19 protein-coding genes and 1 pseudogene are annotated in these 16,366 nt (G+C 37.6%); 6 read left to right on the forward strand and 14 right to left on the reverse strand.

Going from position 1 to position 16,366, the window contains the following annotated elements:
- Positions 1-95: 95 nt before the first annotated feature.
- The 4 genes from tsaD to WOCAOBSORBRA_RS02410 form a co-directional block, all read right to left on the reverse strand.
- Positions 96-1,103 carry a tRNA (adenosine(37)-N6)-threonylcarbamoyltransferase complex transferase subunit TsaD gene (gene tsaD / locus WOCAOBSORBRA_RS02400; protein ID WP_174515837.1) on the reverse strand — a complete coding sequence of 336 codons (1,008 nt, stop codon included), beginning with the start codon at positions 1,101-1,103 and terminating at the stop codon, positions 96-98.
- A 140-nt stretch (positions 1,104-1,243) separates the two neighbouring features.
- Positions 1,244-1,375 carry a hypothetical protein gene (locus tag WOCAOBSORBRA_RS06445; protein WP_255407355.1) on the reverse strand — a complete coding sequence of 44 codons (132 nt, stop codon included), beginning with the start codon at positions 1,373-1,375 and terminating at the stop codon, positions 1,244-1,246.
- Positions 1,376-1,578: 203 nt separating this feature from the next.
- Entirely contained in the window at positions 1,579-2,316 is a 738-nt protein-coding gene (locus WOCAOBSORBRA_RS02405; RefSeq protein ID WP_010081987.1) for a WD_0702 family putative metalloprotease, read from the reverse strand.
- 528 nt (positions 2,317-2,844) lie between these two features.
- The gene (locus WOCAOBSORBRA_RS02410) at positions 2,845-3,981 is read right to left on the reverse strand and encodes a cysteine desulfurase family protein (RefSeq protein ID WP_174515838.1); all 1,137 of its coding nucleotides are present in this window, start codon (positions 3,979-3,981) and stop codon (positions 2,845-2,847) included.
- A gap of 155 nt (positions 3,982-4,136) precedes the next feature.
- Here WOCAOBSORBRA_RS02410 and WOCAOBSORBRA_RS02415 point away from each other — a divergent pair, with 155 nt between their 5' ends.
- On the forward strand, positions 4,137-4,835 hold the full coding sequence (locus WOCAOBSORBRA_RS02415; protein WP_151808056.1) for an alpha/beta hydrolase: 699 nt from the start codon (positions 4,137-4,139) through the stop codon (positions 4,833-4,835).
- A gap of 238 nt (positions 4,836-5,073) precedes the next feature.
- Here the strand turns inward: WOCAOBSORBRA_RS02415 and WOCAOBSORBRA_RS02425 are convergent, their stop codons facing one another.
- Positions 5,074-5,748, reverse strand: a complete 675-nt coding sequence (locus WOCAOBSORBRA_RS02425) for an ABC transporter ATP-binding protein (protein ID WP_174515839.1) — start codon at positions 5,746-5,748, stop codon at positions 5,074-5,076.
- 39 nt (positions 5,749-5,787) lie between these two features.
- Entirely contained in the window at positions 5,788-6,255 is a 468-nt protein-coding gene (locus tag WOCAOBSORBRA_RS02430) for a HesB/IscA family protein (RefSeq protein ID WP_012673221.1), read from the reverse strand.
- Between the two features lie 47 nt (positions 6,256-6,302).
- Here WOCAOBSORBRA_RS02430 and WOCAOBSORBRA_RS02435 point away from each other — a divergent pair, with 47 nt between their 5' ends.
- The 3 genes and pseudogenes from WOCAOBSORBRA_RS02435 to tnpC all read left to right on the forward strand — a co-directional run bounded on the left by WOCAOBSORBRA_RS02435 (position 6,303) and on the right by tnpC (position 10,035).
- Positions 6,303-7,502, forward strand: coding sequence for a deoxyguanosinetriphosphate triphosphohydrolase (locus tag WOCAOBSORBRA_RS02435; protein WP_174515840.1), 1,200 nt, complete (start codon positions 6,303-6,305; stop codon positions 7,500-7,502).
- Positions 7,502-8,584, forward strand: a complete 1,083-nt coding sequence (gene ribD, locus WOCAOBSORBRA_RS02440; RefSeq protein ID WP_174515841.1) for a bifunctional diaminohydroxyphosphoribosylaminopyrimidine deaminase/5-amino-6-(5-phosphoribosylamino)uracil reductase RibD — start codon at positions 7,502-7,504, stop codon at positions 8,582-8,584. Before WOCAOBSORBRA_RS02435 ends, ribD begins: the two co-directional genes overlap by 1 nt.
- Positions 8,585-8,696: 112 nt before the next feature.
- A pseudogene (gene tnpC, locus WOCAOBSORBRA_RS02445) lies at positions 8,697-10,035 on the forward strand (IS66 family transposase).
- A 143-nt stretch (positions 10,036-10,178) separates the two neighbouring features.
- Here tnpC and rpe read toward each other — a convergent pair.
- Positions 10,179-10,859, reverse strand: coding sequence for a ribulose-phosphate 3-epimerase (gene rpe, locus WOCAOBSORBRA_RS02450; RefSeq protein ID WP_174515842.1), 681 nt, complete (start codon positions 10,857-10,859; stop codon positions 10,179-10,181).
- 93 nt (positions 10,860-10,952) lie between these two features.
- Positions 10,953-11,381, reverse strand: a complete 429-nt coding sequence (locus WOCAOBSORBRA_RS02455; protein WP_174515843.1) for a zinc-ribbon domain-containing protein — start codon at positions 11,379-11,381, stop codon at positions 10,953-10,955.
- A gap of 75 nt (positions 11,382-11,456) precedes the next feature.
- Here WOCAOBSORBRA_RS02455 and dapD point away from each other — a divergent pair, with 75 nt between their 5' ends.
- Positions 11,457-12,287 (forward strand): 2,3,4,5-tetrahydropyridine-2,6-dicarboxylate N-succinyltransferase, encoded by an 831-nt coding sequence (gene dapD, locus WOCAOBSORBRA_RS02460; RefSeq protein WP_174515844.1) that lies wholly within the window; start codon positions 11,457-11,459, stop codon positions 12,285-12,287.
- 6 nt (positions 12,288-12,293) lie between these two features.
- Here dapD and WOCAOBSORBRA_RS02465 read toward each other — a convergent pair whose 3' ends face one another.
- Both WOCAOBSORBRA_RS02465 and WOCAOBSORBRA_RS02470 read right to left on the reverse strand, forming a co-directional pair.
- Entirely contained in the window at positions 12,294-12,578 is a 285-nt protein-coding gene (locus WOCAOBSORBRA_RS02465) for a DUF2610 domain-containing protein (protein ID WP_010962783.1), read from the reverse strand.
- Positions 12,579-12,950: a hypothetical protein gene (locus WOCAOBSORBRA_RS02470; RefSeq protein ID WP_064125057.1), complete on the reverse strand. Its 372-nt coding sequence runs from the start codon at positions 12,948-12,950 to the stop codon at positions 12,579-12,581. It lies immediately after the preceding gene.
- 101 nt (positions 12,951-13,051) lie between these two features.
- On the opposite strand from WOCAOBSORBRA_RS02470, the gene WOCAOBSORBRA_RS02475 reads away from it, so the two are divergent.
- Entirely contained in the window at positions 13,052-14,101 is a 1,050-nt protein-coding gene (locus WOCAOBSORBRA_RS02475; protein ID WP_174515846.1) for a class I SAM-dependent methyltransferase, read from the forward strand.
- Here the strand turns inward: WOCAOBSORBRA_RS02475 and WOCAOBSORBRA_RS02480 are convergent, their stop codons facing one another.
- The 4 genes from WOCAOBSORBRA_RS02480 to WOCAOBSORBRA_RS02495 all read right to left on the reverse strand — a co-directional run.
- Entirely contained in the window at positions 14,102-14,239 is a 138-nt protein-coding gene (locus WOCAOBSORBRA_RS02480) for a hypothetical protein (protein ID WP_174515847.1), read from the reverse strand.
- On the reverse strand, positions 14,233-14,391 hold the full coding sequence (locus tag WOCAOBSORBRA_RS02485; protein WP_174515848.1) for a hypothetical protein: 159 nt from the start codon (positions 14,389-14,391) through the stop codon (positions 14,233-14,235). Before WOCAOBSORBRA_RS02485 ends, WOCAOBSORBRA_RS02480 begins: the two co-directional genes overlap by 7 nt.
- Before the next feature lie 21 nt (positions 14,392-14,412).
- Positions 14,413-15,864 carry a phage terminase large subunit gene (gene terL, locus WOCAOBSORBRA_RS02490; protein WP_174515850.1) on the reverse strand — a complete coding sequence of 484 codons (1,452 nt, stop codon included), beginning with the start codon at positions 15,862-15,864 and terminating at the stop codon, positions 14,413-14,415.
- A 261-nt stretch (positions 15,865-16,125) separates the two neighbouring features.
- Positions 16,126-16,366: hypothetical protein (locus WOCAOBSORBRA_RS02495; protein ID WP_174515849.1), on the reverse strand; the 241-nt coding region annotated here is incomplete at its 5' end.

The raw sequence follows: 16,366 nt of genomic DNA on the forward strand, positions 1-16,366 counted from the left end.
AGATATGCTGTTTTGATTTGTGTGAAAATTATTGTTGACTTATGTGCAATTAGAGAACCTAAGTCACTTTAGCTATAATTCAGAATTGAGAGCTTTTAATAACTCTCTAACTCCCACTTAGGTCTTGGTGCAAAATTAAGTGGATCTATATAATTTTTCTGTAACCTTTCAATTCCTGTCCATCCAACCATAATTGCATTGTCTGTACATAGGTCGTTAGGGGGAAAAAATATGTTTAAGTTTATGTGTTGTTTTAATTTTTCTCTCAAGAAATTATTTGCTGCAACTCCGCCGGTAATCACAAAGTCATTGATTTTGATATTTAAAGATTCGGCCATAATAATCGCATTACTAACCCTGTCCAGCAGTATGTCACTAATACACTCTTGAAACGAAGCACATACATCACACACATCTTGCTCGCTCATTTTCAGTTCTTGCACTAAGTTTTTTACTGCTGTTTTAATTCCAGAAAACGAAAAGTTACATCCAGAACGTTTTATCATTGCCCTTGGCAGTTTGAATCTTGTGCCATTGCCTTTTTTAGCCAACTTTTCAATTAATGGGCCTCCTGGGTAGCTTAAACCCAGCATCTTAGCAACTTTATCAAATGCTTCTCCTAGTGAATCATCGAGCGTTTCTCCAAGTTTAATGTATTTACCTACATCCTGTGCAATTAAAAATTGACAGTGACCACCTGATATTAGTAGGACTAAAAATGGAAATTTTACCTCATGCAGTAACCTAATAACCAATGCATGCGCTTCTAAGTGATTCACTGCAATGAACGGTTTTTGTGCTACATGCGCAATTGCTTTAGCCATCATTGTACCAACTATTAATCCACCTATGAGTCCTGGTCCTGATGTTGCTGCAATTGCATTGAGGTCACAAAAGTTAAGGTTAGATTTTTCCACGGCGCTTTTTATTAGACCACTTAAATGCTTCATATGAGCACGTGAAGCTATTTCAGGGATCACCCCACCACGTTTTTTGTGTTCTGCTTGGGAGAGAATTTCGTGAGCAAGGACTTGCTTGTCACTATTTACAATCGCTACTGCAGTTTCGTCGCAGCTTGTTTCAACAGCTAAAATGGTTTTCATGTATATTCGAGCACTTTATTATCAAAACTATATCTTGAAACGCTGTAGAAGTTAACTGCAAAGTTAACTTCTACAGCTAAAAGATTTACCGACAACCGTCATCCCGCTGCTTGTTAGCGGGATCTATACCGCGAATGAATCTACAATCGTATGAACATTGCGCTATTGAGATGGAGCACTTTCTTGTTATTCCAGGTCTCCTCTCTCGTCATCCCAGTGCCCTGACTACTTGGATCCAGAAAAAAGAATGGTGTCATGAAAGTAGCTGACACTGATTCCTTTATGATGGTGTCATCCCAGTGTCACGCACTGGGATGACAGGAAGAGGAGACTGAGATGACAAATGTGAGTGCTGATGTAACAAATGTAAATGCTCGAATGACATCAATAGTTATATACATTTTATCACTAAACTAGACGTTCGTACAGTCGTGGAATGAATCGCGGGATGACGTAGGAAAACCTGCACTATAAGCTAATCATCATCTCCAAATATAGAGCTAATTTTTTTGCCCCCAGGAGAAAATTTATTAGTCCAACTGCTTTGCACTTTGGTTACGTCTTTAGTGGCAGTTTTATTGCTGTATTCCTTGATTTCCTTATCTATTCTCTCCATCATTTGTGAATCAAGGTAGCTCTTTTTCCATTGGCCAGTAGCAAGGAACACTTTGTTTAAGTCTTGAGTGCGGATTAAGTATTCTTTATCTTTAGGGTAAACCTCCTGCGCCCAAGCAAATAGCTCAAAATAGCGTGCAAATAATTCAGATGCACGTGATTTTGCAGTTTGATAAGCCTGTATCTCCTTAAATATAACTTGGCCGATAATTTTCTGCACAAGAATATTTGCTTGCTTTAGGTTCTGCTCAATATCCTGGTAAACTTTATGGAGAAATTCCTGTTCCAAACTTAAGTTCAGTTCATTTTCAACCATGTGTGAAAGTTCATGCACTATAATGTATGGGTTTGACTTCCTCAGTACAATAACATATCTATTTACACTGGAAGACCTGATTGTCTTACACACTCCCTCTTCCATATCCACTAATCCCTCTTGGTATATTTCAAATGAGAGCCTGTTTTGCTTTATTAGTGATAAAGTGAGGTTTAATGTGTTTCTAAACTTCTCAAATTGATAGAGATATTCGACATACCGTATTGCATTTTCACTGCTTCCTACTTGAGTTGCTTGTTTTATTAAATTCCTGATTAGCATACCTTATTATTAAAGGAATTCTTTTTATACTCAAGAATTGATTGGCTACAAAGTGTTTTTAGGAAGCCTGATTGCATAGCTAAAGTAATTCATGTTTACTGATAACCGTCATACCGCTGCTTGTCAGCGGGATCTATGGTGAGATACCGCGAATGAATCCATAGCTGTACGAACATTCATTTTTGAAGGTAAATTGCACAGCAAATGGTGTCATTCCAGTGCTCTTTTTTTGTCATCCCAGTCTGGGATCTATTTTGCATGTAACTCCAATTGTGTTTTGGCATAAAACGCGACACGTATTAGACTTATTTGCAAGCAAAGCTTGCTAGATCCAAGTAGTCAGGACACTGGAATGACACCATAGGGGCACTGCCGTCATAAAGGAACCAGTGTCAGCTACTTGGATGACAGCTAGCCTAACAACCGTCATCCCGCTGCTTGTTAGCGGGATCTAGAGATACCGCGGGGTTGTAAAGTAATTTTTTACATCTAATGCTCGGCCAGTGCCTGCATGATACCACGTATTATCTATACCAAGGTGTTCTGCTTGTAGATATTATACCAACAATCCACTATTTTTTTTATGTCTTGTGGTTTAGTTTCTGGACCTATACTGATTCTAATTGAACACTCTGCTTGCTCTTTTGTTGCCCCCATTGCAAGCAAAACATGGGAAGGCTCAACTTTTCCAGAAGAACATGCGGAGCCATTACTAACTGCAATATAATTCAAGTCAAAATGCATGAGCTGCACATCACTCTTTACTCCTGGCATATAAATAAAACTTGTGTTTGGCAGCCTCTTAGAGTTTTTACCGAAGATTCTTATGTCACTGACAAGATTTAATAATTCACACTCTAATTGATCGCGTAGCTCCTTTACTTCATCCATTTTTGATAGAAGATCTGGAATATTTTGCAGTGCAGCAGAAAGGCCTGCAATCGCAACAATATTTTCCGTACCACCACGAAATCCCTTCTCTTGTCCACCACCTATTATAATAGGTTCTATCGCAAGTTCTTTATTGAATATTAAAACTCCACTGCCTGCTACACCGCCAAATTTATGGGCGGATAAAGTGAGTAAATCCACTCCTAAATCTTCCATATTAACTTTAATTTTCCCAACACTTTGAGCAGTGTCAGTGTGGCAAATTGCTCCAAATTTGTGGGCTATTTCAGCTATTTCCTCAATAGGTTGAATAACTCCGGTTTCGTTATTTGCCATCATAACTGAAACTATTGCTTTGTTTCCTTTAAGTTCGCTTAGAATTTTTTCTAGCTCTAAAAAGTCAACAATGCCCTCCTGATTAACAGGTATTATATATGGATTACATGCAGAATTAAGAATTGAAGGATGCTCTATAGCTGAAATTATATGCAGGTAGCCTGCTATTCCTCTCATAACAAGGTTATTCGCTTCAGTTGCACCAGACGTAAAAACTATTTCTTTATCACTTGAGACGCCAATAGCACCACGTACGTTATCTCTTGCATCCTGAAGAATCTTCCTCGCTTCTTGTCCTCTCTTATGTAGTGATGATGGATTGAGCGTTTGTTTTGACAAGACCTCAAATATACTTTTTTTTACATTTTCACTAATTGGAGCAGTTGCATTGTAATCAGCATATACGCAACCACTATTTTCTAAAGAGAATGGACTCATCTGTCACTTAAATAAGTTTACCATCAACTATAGCCATAACTATGTACGTTAGCTTTAACACGATAAAAAATTTATTGCAAAAACAGCGAAATTAATACATAATTAATAACTCACGTCATTAATACCTGTCAAGCGGGTTCTTATTAGGGGTTACCATGGTTGAAGTTTTTTTGAATAATGCAACAAGAAAGATAGAAGGTGAATACCACCAAAGCAAAGATGCCAACGCGCCGGTTGTGCTGGTTTTACATCATCATCCTCAATATGGTGGTAATATGGATAGTAAAATTGTACATAGTACATATACGTCTTTTATCGATAACAATTTTTCTGCATTGAAGATTAACTTTCGTGGTGTGGGAAAATCTACCGGAACTTTTGATAAGGGTATAGGAGAATTAACTGACGCTGCGGTAGCCATTGATTGGCTTCAGGAACATAATCCTAGCAATGTTCCAATTTGGATCGCTGGTTTTTCTTTTGGAGCATGGGTGGCTATGCAGCTAACAATGCGCCGCCCTGAGATAGTGGGTTTTATTGCTCTTTCTCTTCCGGTAACTAAGTACGATTTTTCTTTTCTTTCTCCCTGTCCAGTTTCTGGGCTTATAATACAAAGCAGTAATGATACAATCTCAGAAGAAAGCGATGTAACAGAATTAGCAAAAAGGTTGATAAATTCAGTAAGAAGTGATCACATGAAATACCATATAATAGATGATACTAATCACTTTCTAAAGGATAAAGAAGAGGAAGTGACTCAAATCGTGGACAATTATATAAAACTGCGCTTGAATAGTGCAACTATTTCTTTTCAAAAGGTCAAAAAAGAGGTAAGGGTAAAAGAATATGCCTAATCTTTACAAACAAGAGAAATGAGTGTAGTAATATAAATGAAAAGGTTTTGTTATGTTTAAAAAGCTATTATTTTTTGTTTTAGCTGTGTTTATGTTATCGGGGTGTTCCCTAAGTAAACAGCGTAAGTTAAAAAGTCCGTGTATAAAAAGCAATGAAAGCATTTCATGCGAGTTGTACTCTGTTAATGATCATTGGTTAGATAAGTATAAGGCATAGAAATTGTGCTATTTTTCCTATTCACAACTTCACTAATGATCGATCTCTCAATTGGAAAATGCAGTCTGCCTTTTCTGCAAGGGGATGATTGTGTGTTACTATAAGCATAGAGCTGTTATTTTCCTTTACGTATGAATGTAGCAGTAAAAACACGTTAAAAGAATTTGTTGGATCTAAGTTTCCTGTTGGCTCATCTGCAAGTAAAAGCTTTGGAGAATTTACAATGCTTCTTGCAATTGCAACTCTCTGCCTTTCCCCACCCGAAACTTCAGATACCATGCTACTTGCTTTGTTTTCCAGACCAAATTTTTCCAACATTGCTTGCGAATTTTTTTTTGCTTCAGCTTTGCTTTTTCCTGCAATGAGTTGAGGAAGCATAATATTTTCCAACACCGATAACTCTTGTAACAAATAGTGAAATTGATAAACAAAACTAAGAAAATTTCTTCTTACATGAGTTTTATGCTTATTACTGGCTTGTGTGCAATTTATTCCATCTATCGTAACTATACCTGAAGTTGGCTTATCCAATAAGCCTGCGATTTGCAATATAGTTGTTTTCCCTGCACCTGAATTGCCAATCAGCGCTACTACTTGCCCTCTTGTAACACTTAAGTTGATATCCTTTACAACAGCAGAATTGTCCTTGAAGCTTTTATCTACAGAAGTTAGTTCTAGTGCTACATTACCACCCATGTTTAAAAGATCCAGAAGGCATCTAAGTTTTAGTAATAATTAAACAGAAAAACTGTTACCACAACCACATTGAGACTTAGCAAAGGCATTCTTTATTTGAAAACCAGAACCACTGAGATCCTCAGTATAATCTATAACTGAGTTATTTAAAAATTTTGCTGAACAATTATCAACCATTAATACAGGGTTTCCATTTTCATCATTAATTACTATATCTTTACCTTTTTCGCTAAAACTGGAGTGGCTTCTATAGTCCTCACTTTCTTCATAGTCATAGTCATCATCTTCGTCTTCGTCATCAAACTCATCATCGTAATCATCGTCTTCATCATCCAAAGATAGATTTTTATTCATTTGATCCATAAGAAAATTGTATTTGAAGCCAGAACATCCACCACCTGAAACTGCAACCCGTAAAATGGAACTCTTATCCCCTTCCTGCTCTGCAAGAGAGTGGATTTTTTTTAGTGCATTATCAGTTAAGTTGATGTTGTAATTTGTTGACATAGTAACCACCGTTTATTATTGATAACTTATTATAGTAGAAATTTTACATGTCAAACAATAATTTTCTATTAAATTATGCATGTTTTCCAAGCAAAACAAAAGGGAGATACTTCAAAGAGCCAGAAGATGAGAATCGCAGCTGCTTTCAGCGTGATAGGGACCGTATCATTCACTCTAATGCGTTTAGAAAGTTGGAGTACAAAACACAAGTTTTTATCAATTATGAGCACGACTACTATCGCACTCGGCTTACTCATAGCCTTGAAGTTGCACAAATTGCAAGGTCCATTGCGCGTAGACTTGGCTTAAATGAGGATATCACTGAATGCATAGCGCTCGCACATGATCTTGGTCATCCTCCATTTGGTCATGCAGGTGAAGATGCTCTAAAGAAATCAATTCAAGATTTGAATCTTGATAACGAGAAGTATGAGTTTGATCATAATGTTCAAGCTATAAGGATTTTAACTTATCTTGAACAAAAACATGCTGATTTTGATGGTATGAATCTAAGTTGGGAGGTGATTGAAGGAGTTGCAAAACATAACGGTCCCTTGCTTGGTCAAAACGCGGAGTCTTCTACAAGTAATCAGCTGTTATTAGAATACAACAAAAAATATGATCTAAAACTTGAAGAATTTTCAAGCATTGAAGCGCAAGTTGCTTCAATTGCCGATGATATTGCTTACAGTGTTCACGATCTTGATGATGCACTCAGGGCGAATTTAGTAACCATCGAAGATTTGCTGAATGTTCCTTTAATTGAAAAAATGTTTAAAGACATAAGGAGCAGATATTCAGAATTGCCTCAGAGCAAACTCATACATGAATCACTGAGTGGAACTATAGGAACTATGATAAGTGATGTTGTTTCTCAGACTGAAAGAAATATTGAAGATCACAAAATAAAAAGCGTAGAAGACGTAAGAAGTCTAAATAAAATGCTAGTCACATTTTCACCAGAAGTTGCGAATGCTACAAAAGAAATGAAAAGATTCAACATGGAGAAAATATACAGAAGCTATAAACTGAGTAGAACGATGAACAAAGCAAAACGCATAATACAGGAACTCTTTCAATGTTTTTATGAAAACCCAGGATTACTTCCCACAGAGTGGAGCAAACTCGCTTGTGAATCTCAGCGTTCAGTAATAATATGTGACTATATCTCAGGTATGACAGATAGATTTGCTATACACGAGCACAGAAGAATTTTTGATACCTCATACGAAATGACTTCTTTCTAATGACTGATGATCATTTCATGTCAATTGCATTAAGGCTTGCAGAAAAAAATCTTGGAAATGTTGCACCAAATCCTGCTGTCGGGTGTGTTATTGTAAAAGATGGTACAATTGTTAGTGAGGGATATACAGGGATTGGTGGGCGTCCGCATGCGGAGGTAGTCGCTTTGCAAAACGCTAAAGATTCAACTCATGGCGCAACTATATATATCACTCTTGAGCCATGTTGTCATCACGGAGTCACGGGGCCTTGCACTGCAAAAATCATAAAAGCTGGCATAAAAAGAGTAGTAATTGCAACTATTGACCCAGATAGTAGAGTTTCAGGCAGAGGCATGAAAGCTCTGAAAGAAGCAGGAATTGAAGTTGAGCAAGGTATTATGCAAAAAGAGGCAAAAGAACTGAATGTCGGTTTTTTCACCACTAAAGAATTACATAGACCATTTATAGCTTGCAAAGTCGCAACAACTCTTGACGGAAAAATCGCAACATTTACAGGCGATAGCAAATGGATAACAAGTGAAAATACGAGAAACTGGGTGCATGAGCTCAGAACGAAATATGATGCAATTATGATCGGCAGCAATACTCTTATTAATGATGATCCACTCTTAACTTGCAGATTACCAGGACTCGGAAGTAGATCGCCAATAAGGCTAATTATAGATAGTCAAGGGAGATTAAAGGAAGAGCATAACATTGCAAAGACTGCAGACAAAGTAATAACTTGGGTCATCACAAATAAAGAAGTAGAGAAAAAAATAAAAAACATTAACTACTTGAAAGTCAATTTAAACGATGCAGGCAAAGCCTACCTAAAGGACATGGCATCAAAACTTGTTTCAGAAATTGGTATAACAAGATTATTAGTTGAAGGTGGAGGAGTGTTAATCACAGAACTATTAAAGTGTAATTTAATCGACAGGTTGATAATATGCCGCAGTGGTAAAATTTTAGGCAATGATGCCACTCCTTTTGTAGGAGATTTAGGGATTCAATTCATTAACAACTGTTATCAGTTTAAAAAAACAAAGATAATAGAGTTTAGTGAGGATATAGTTGAGGTTTGGGATAGGTCGTCATAATCCTTACATACTCAAACAGTAAAAAAAAGGTATCCGTTCAGCGGAGCGGTAAAATAAAAAGTAGACAAGGAGTGCTAAAAACATAATATCACAAGTAGTATGTGTGGTAAATATGTCTGATCTACTAGCTAGTCTTCTCAAGCTCTGTGAAAGCTTTAAAATAGAGATAGAGCAACTAAAAGCAGAGATAAAGAGGTTAGAGATAGAAAACGAAAATTTTAGATCTGAGAATAAGGCGCTAAGAATCGAAAATGCTGAATTGAAAGAAAGACTAGGTCTGAATTCACAAAATTCATCGATACCGAGCTCAAAAGAGTTATACAAGCTAAAGAAGAAAAAGAAAAAAAGTGACAGGAAAATAGGGGCACAGATTGGGCATGAAGGAAAGTATCGCCCTAAAATGGAAGCAGATGAAGTGGTGAAAATAGAGTTCTTGCGAGTGCGGAGGAGAAATTGCGATATCGAAAGAGCCATACATTCATCAAAAAGTTGATTTGCCAGCTTATGTTGTGGAATACCAATGGCCGCTGTTGCAAGTGTGGAAAAAGAAAAAGTAGCAGGCTACCAGAAGGTGTTACTGCGGATACATTTGGTCCAAAAGTTAAGTCAACAATTGCGGCGCTGAGCGGATTTTACAAGAACTCGAAAAGAGAAGTAGCAAATATTATAAAAAATATTTTCAACCTGGACATCAGTGTTGGTAGCGTGTCAAATAGCGAGGCTAGAGTTGCAGAAAAATGCCAAGAAGCATATGAGCAAATCGAGCAAGAAGTAAGTAAAAGTGAAGTTCTGCATATCGATGAAACGAGCCATTATAACAAAGGTAAACTTGGTTGGTGCTGGATGTTTGCCAGTAATACAGCAAGTTTTATAAAATTGACAGAGTCAAGAGGAATGAAGGTTTTACAAAATAGTAAGTTCTGCAATCGCAATAGCTTACGACAGGTACGCAGCATACAACTACTTTGCCGATAAGAACAGGCAAATCTGTTGGGCACATTTATCAAGAGATTTTGAAAGATTAGCACATAGTTGAAGTTAAAGTTCTGGGCTGTTACTTAAGAAACGTAGCCACTGAATTATTTGCACTAAAAAAGGCCTTGCTAAAAAATGAGATAGATGTTTTTAGATTTACCAGACGTGCCAGAAAATTGCGAAAACGTACAAGGTATTACTTGAAGCCGTTTACCTGAAGCAATTGGAGCTTCTCGAGTTGCAAAAAATATTTTGAAATCTGAAAGAATGATGTGGAAATTTTTAGATGACCCAGAAAATATTCCGCTGACAAATAACCATGCTGAACGGCAAATACGGCATTATGTCGTTTATCGCAAAAATTCATATTTTACCCAATCGAAGCGGGGAACTTGAACGGATAATTTCATTATACTTGACATGGAAACAAATGGGCTTTCCAAAACCTCTTATCTATCATCTCTCACACCGCTTAGCTGAACGGATACAACCCAAGAAAGGTTTTTCTACGTCATACCGCCGCGGTATCTCAGCATAGATTCCGCTAACGAGTAGCGGAATGACGAATTTGTTGTTTTTCAAATTGTAGGTAAACCTAAGCCACTTTAGCTATATAGGGTCACAACAATAGATTTTTAAGATCGTTTACGGCCTTCTTAATATCTTCAGCCTTGAATATCGCCGATCCCGCAACTAAAATATCTGCACCTGCTTTTATTATATCAGCTGCGTTAAAAAAGTTAATTCCACCATCCACTGAAATTTGTGTTTTAAGGTTACGCTCTTGTATCATTTTTTTTATAGTAGATATCTTGTTCAACTGTGAATGAATAAATTCCTGCCCTCCAAAGCCAGGGTTGACTGTCATAATCAGCACAATATCTAGCTCATGTATTATATATTCAAGCACACTTGGGGAAGTTGAAGGAACAATTGAAACTCCAACTTGAATCGGTTTTTTTTCGTCGTTTACATTTTCGTATGACTTTATCTTTCTTATCAACCTCTCAAGGTGTATCTCTGCTTCTGCATGTACAGTGATAATATCAGCACCAGCATTTATAAAGCTTTCAATGTGGTTACTAGGAGATTTGACCATTAAATGCACATCAAAAGAAAGATTGCTGTATTTACGTATTGCAGAGACAACGCTAGAACCAATTGTAATATTTGGAACGAAATTCCCATCCATAACGTCTATGTGTATGTAATCTACACCTAAATCGCTAATTTTTCTTACTTCTTCTCCTAATTTTGCAAAGTCTGCTGAAAGTATAGAAGGTGCAATTTTAATACTCATGAGCTGCCTTTTTTACTAAAAAATAACTTATTTTTAAACTCTGTCACCCTAAACACCATCTGAGTAGCTAGAGACCGATATCGGTATGCCTATTTAACTAGATCTTAAATTAGATAAAAAAAGGTAGTCTTGATAAAACTTATTTACAGCAAGTTTTTTTACATTTGGACTTTCTGTTTGTTCTTTTTTGTACCCTAATTTATAGCTTATTGAATCCTTATATGAACTGATCGTTTTGTATGCTTTGTTCATCTCTCTAGGAAAGATGCCGTTAGCAATTACGACGCATAACCCTGTAGCTGTTGCAAAAGCTAGAGTGGTAAATGCTAGATTTTGTAAAAAATTTCTTCCACTAACTTTTTTTTCCTGTATATTAGCAGAGTGCTGTTTGTTTGACACTTCTTCTAGATATTCATGCCATATGTGATTGCAGTTCGTACATTTTACCTTTCTTCCAGACGCGCCAATTTGCTTAGAAGATACTAAGTAAGTTTTAGTACAACTATTACATTGTATTTTCATAGCACTTACATATAAAGTAGTAACAAGCTCAAATGATACAGAGCTACAAATTTAATATCAATATATATATAACAAATGGAAGGTTTGCAACTAAAAAAAACACAGAGTGAGATAGAAAATATTTGGAAAAATAGAGAAAAATTTAATGACTGTAATCTAAAGAAAACAGCAAGAATAGCAATTAAAGAGGTAATTGAGCTCCTTGATAGTGGCAAAATTAGAGTAGCAGAAAAGCTATCAAGTGGAGAATGGGTAGTACATAAGTGGATAAAGCAGGCAATATTATTACATTTTCTCACTGAAGAAAACAAAATAATAGACAATACCAATTGCTGGTTTGACAAGATCGGTAACAAGTTTAGTGAATGGAATGAGGAAAAATTTCGCCGGTTAAAAATTAGAGCAGTTCCTGGGTGTTTTGTTCGCCGATCTGCTTATATAGGTACAAATGTTGTTCTAATGCCAAGTTTTATCAACGTTGGTGCATATGTTGATTCAGGAACAATGATAGATGCCTGGTCAACAATTGGTAGCTGTGCGCAAATAGGAAAAAACTGTCATATTTCCGGTGGAGTGGGAATAGGTGGAGTTCTTGAGCCTATTCAAGCTTCACCTGTCATTATAGAAGATAATTGCTTTATTGGAGCACGTAGCGAAGTGGCCGAGGGTGTGGTAGTGAGAGAAGGATCAGTCCTTGGCATGGGTGTGTTTATTGGGGCATCAACAAAAATTATTGATAGAGAAACTGGCAAGGTATTTTATGGCAAAGTGCCGCCTTATTCTGTAGTGATACCAGGATCTATTCCATCTAAAAATAATATTTCAACCTATTGTGCAGTCATAGTAAAAAAAGTGGATGAAAAGACGAGATCGAAAATCTCTATAAATGAAATATTGAGGGATTAAACTATCTTACTCCTTGTCGTCACTTTTTTTATCATTATTACTAACCACAGTAATGGCATACGCGCATAACTCTGAGAAAGAGACTCCATTTTCTTGAGATAGTTTATATAATTTTTGTAGACTTTCTTTTACTTTATTAGGAATATTCCCTCCACGTTCTTTTACAAGCCAGGAATCTTGATGATGAATTGGATGAGCATCACTTTTTGGATTTCCTATGTATATTGCAAAAGGTGAACTTTGTCCTTTGAAGTCACATTGTACAGTAAATTTTTTTATAGATTCAGCCATCTAAAGACCTCTACTTTTCTTTTTGGTCGATTTTATAGCAGGTGGAAGAGGTGGTTTCTTTATAAAATCTTGTCTATTGACAACACTTTCTCTACCTTCCAAAGCTCGGCGAACATCAGCTCTGCTTAATTGCGACTCTTTTGCTACCTTCATTCCATGCTTTGCCATAATATTAGCATATGCTAGTACTTTTTTTACCAATGCTAGATCACCATCTAGCATTTGAACTAGCACTTGAAACACTTCCGCTAAAGTTAGCCCATCAGCATTTATAACCTTGTTTTCTATAAAATTGACAGCTTCTTCAAATTTGTATTCAATACTATCATCTTGAGGTATAAGGGCAACATAATCGGTGTTTTTGTCGTCCATAACTGAAGCACTATTACTCACAAACTTAAGTTTATACTATATATATAAATACTCTACTATTTTATATTATGGCACGCTATAGTTAAACATTTATTAATAACATGCTCACTTATATACACGAATTAATTGACAAAAGTCAAGGATCAATATCCATCAGTGATTTCATGAATGCCGTTTTGTACCATGAAAAATACGGCTATTATACAAGTAAATTACCGCTTGGTAAGGATGGTGATTTTACTACCGCACCTGAGATCAGCCAATTATTTGGTGAAGTAATTGCAGTTTGGATAATGCATACATGGGAAAAATTAGGAAAGCCATCAAAATTTTCTCTAGTTGAACTTGGGCCAGGCAAAGGAACACTCATTCACGATATAATAAGAGTCACTAAAAAATACAGCAGCTTTTTTAATTCAATGTTGATCCACTTAGTTGAAATAAGCCCTACTTTACGGAAGATACAAAAGGAAAAATTAAAAAGCTTAGATGTTAATTGGCACAAAAATATTGACAACCTACCAGAACAACCAACCATTTTTTTAGCAAATGAGTTCTTTGACGCTCTTCCGATAGATCAGTTTGTATATCGTGATGAGGGGTGGTATGAAAATAGGGTGACAAAACAAGATGATGGCAGTCTCTTGGTGTCATGCCAGTGCGTGACACTGGAATCCAGAAAAAAAGAATCATGGATTCCAGCGTCAGCTACTCAGATGACAAATGGAAAACTTTTTAATGGTGCAGTGATGGAAATATGTTCAGTTGGGGTTGAAATATTAAAAAAACTTGAGAAGAAGATATATAATAATAAAGGAGCTGCTTTGATTGTAGATTACGGTTATGTATACCCCGCATATAAGAGCACTTTGCAATCGATAAAACAACATAAGTATGCTAATTTTCTTGAGAATGTTGGTAATAGTGATATTACCGCACTTGTAAACTTTCAAGCATTAAAAGATTCATTAAAACACGTAGATTGCGAGATTTTAACTCAAAGAGAATTTTTATATCTTTTTGGCATAAAAGAAAGAACCCAGGCTTTAATGAAAAACGCAAGTGATGAACAAAAGAATAGGATCTTTAGTGAATTCTTAAGGTTGACTGAAAATATGGGCACTCTTTTTAAAGCAATACTATTGATATAGCTAACCCAAGAAAGGTTTCCCTACATCATACCGCCGCGATATCTCAGCATAGATTCCGCTAACGAGTAGCGGAATGACGAGCTTATTGTCATGCCGCCGCGAACCGTCATACCGCCGCGGTATCTCAGCCGCTAACAAAGCGGGATGACGAGCTTATCGTCATGCCGCCGCGAACCGTCATACCGCCACGAACTGTCATACCACCACGAACCGTCATACCGCGATTCATTCGCGGTATCTCTAGATCCCGCTAACAAGCAGCGGGATGACGGTTGTCTCCTAGCTGTCATCCCAGTACTGGTAGACTCAAATCACAATGCCCGTAAAGCTGCAACCCTGGAGGTACTGTTTCTCACCCACTGCAAATATTGCACGGTACTATCCACTTGGTCGTCGTGGCGCGTTTCTGGGAACATTAAAATCTCATACTCAAAATCATTTAGCCATACTGCTTGATGCGGCAAAATAATCCTGCCAGACTCTATCATCGGAGCAATCCGGTGGAATCGAGTGAGCTTACCATCATGTGGCACTATTTCGATAATGGGCAAATGACTGTTTGCCTTCAGCTCTTGTGCTAATTGCTGACCACTTGTTTTGGCTTCGATCAAAATCGCGTGTGGTGACCATCTTGCAGCTAGTGATAAAACTTGTTCTTTAAGCTTTGGATACTCAAGCTTTGCGCGATATACATCAAGTAAATAGAATTTATTATCTATTTTTGCCCAGGTGGTGCAGACACTAAAGTTGCTCATGTCGCTTGTTGAAACCGCAGTATCCCAACTTTGTGTTATATGCGAGAGATTATCAGGAAATTTTTTATAGCGTTTCAACCACTCTGGTTTAATTATACCACTTGAAAGCGGCAGAGGGTTTTGTTGATATTGAGCAGCAAAAGCGTAACTCCCAAGTTCAGCTTTTATTATCTCAACTTCTTCTTTTCCTCCATCGAGGGGATATAACAACTGACCTTCTTCTCTTGAATATAATATCCTTACAGGTGACGCTGGTTTATTATATAATCGCCTGGTCGCACAGTGCTGAGCTACTCGGATGATAGGAACGGGAGGTATTGGCTTTTTGATTGAATAAATAACCTGCTTATTTTCAGAAATCATTGGCAAACAAATATGATGCCATATGTTTTTTGGCTTGGAGAGAAGGTGTCCAGTTAAGTCCTCCTGGTGTAGCCTGTGCATTACAAGAACGATGACTCCTTTTTTTCTATCGTTCAGCCTGGTTACTAAAGTCTGATCAAACCAGTTTGTGGCACGCTTTCTAAGCGTTTCACTCAAAGCTTGAGCAGAACTGAGCGGATCGTCCACAATGATAAAATCACCACCTTCACCAGTTAGTGTTCCACCAACTGATGTTGCGATTCTGTATCCTCTCTGCACTGTTTGAAATTTATATTTGGTATTCTGGTCTTTGGATAGTTCTATCTCTGGAAATAGCGCTCTATACCAACTAGACTGCATCACGCACCTGGTGTCGAGCGAGTGCTTTTCGCTGAGCCGCTGAGAATAACTTGCAACTATTATTCTCGCAGTTGGTTGGTTTCCCAGTATCCATGCGGGCCACGCAACACTAGCGCACAGGGATTTCATTGAACGCGGAGGCATATTGAATATTATTCGTTTCACTTCACCAGCGCTCGCTGCTTCCAGCCTGTCTGCTATGACTTTTATATACTGATAATCGTTATACTCACACCCCGGCACTACCGTTTGAAAGCACAGTTCAATGAATTTTAGAAAGTTCATGATATAATGTTGAAACCAACGCGTGACGCTGGGATGACAAAAAAAGGAGCACTGGAATGACACCCTACTTAACCGTCATACCGCCGCGGTATCTCTTAACATAGATCCCGCTAACACGTAGCGGGATGACGAATTACTTAACCATCATTACACCGTCATACCGCGATTCATTCGCGGTATCTCTTAGCCGCTAACAAGCAGCGGGATGACGAATTACTTAACCATCATTACACCGTCATACCGCGATTCATTCGCGGTATCTCAAAGCATAGATCCCGCTAACACGTAGCGGGATGACGAGGTCATGCCACCGCGCGAACCGTCATACCGCGATTCATTCGCGGTATCTCTAGATCCCGCTAACACGTAGGGGAATGACGAGGTCATGCCGCCGCAAACCGTCATACCGCCGCGGTATCTCTTAGCCGCTAACACGTAGCGGGATGACGGTTGTCGTTTAGCTACAAACGTTAAGAAATTTACCAAATGAAAAAAAAGGCAA

The sequence above is a fragment of the Wolbachia endosymbiont of Cardiocondyla obscurior genome (genome assembly GCF_902713635.1).
Classification (GTDB): Bacteria; Pseudomonadota; Alphaproteobacteria; order Rickettsiales; family Anaplasmataceae; genus Wolbachia; species Wolbachia pipientis.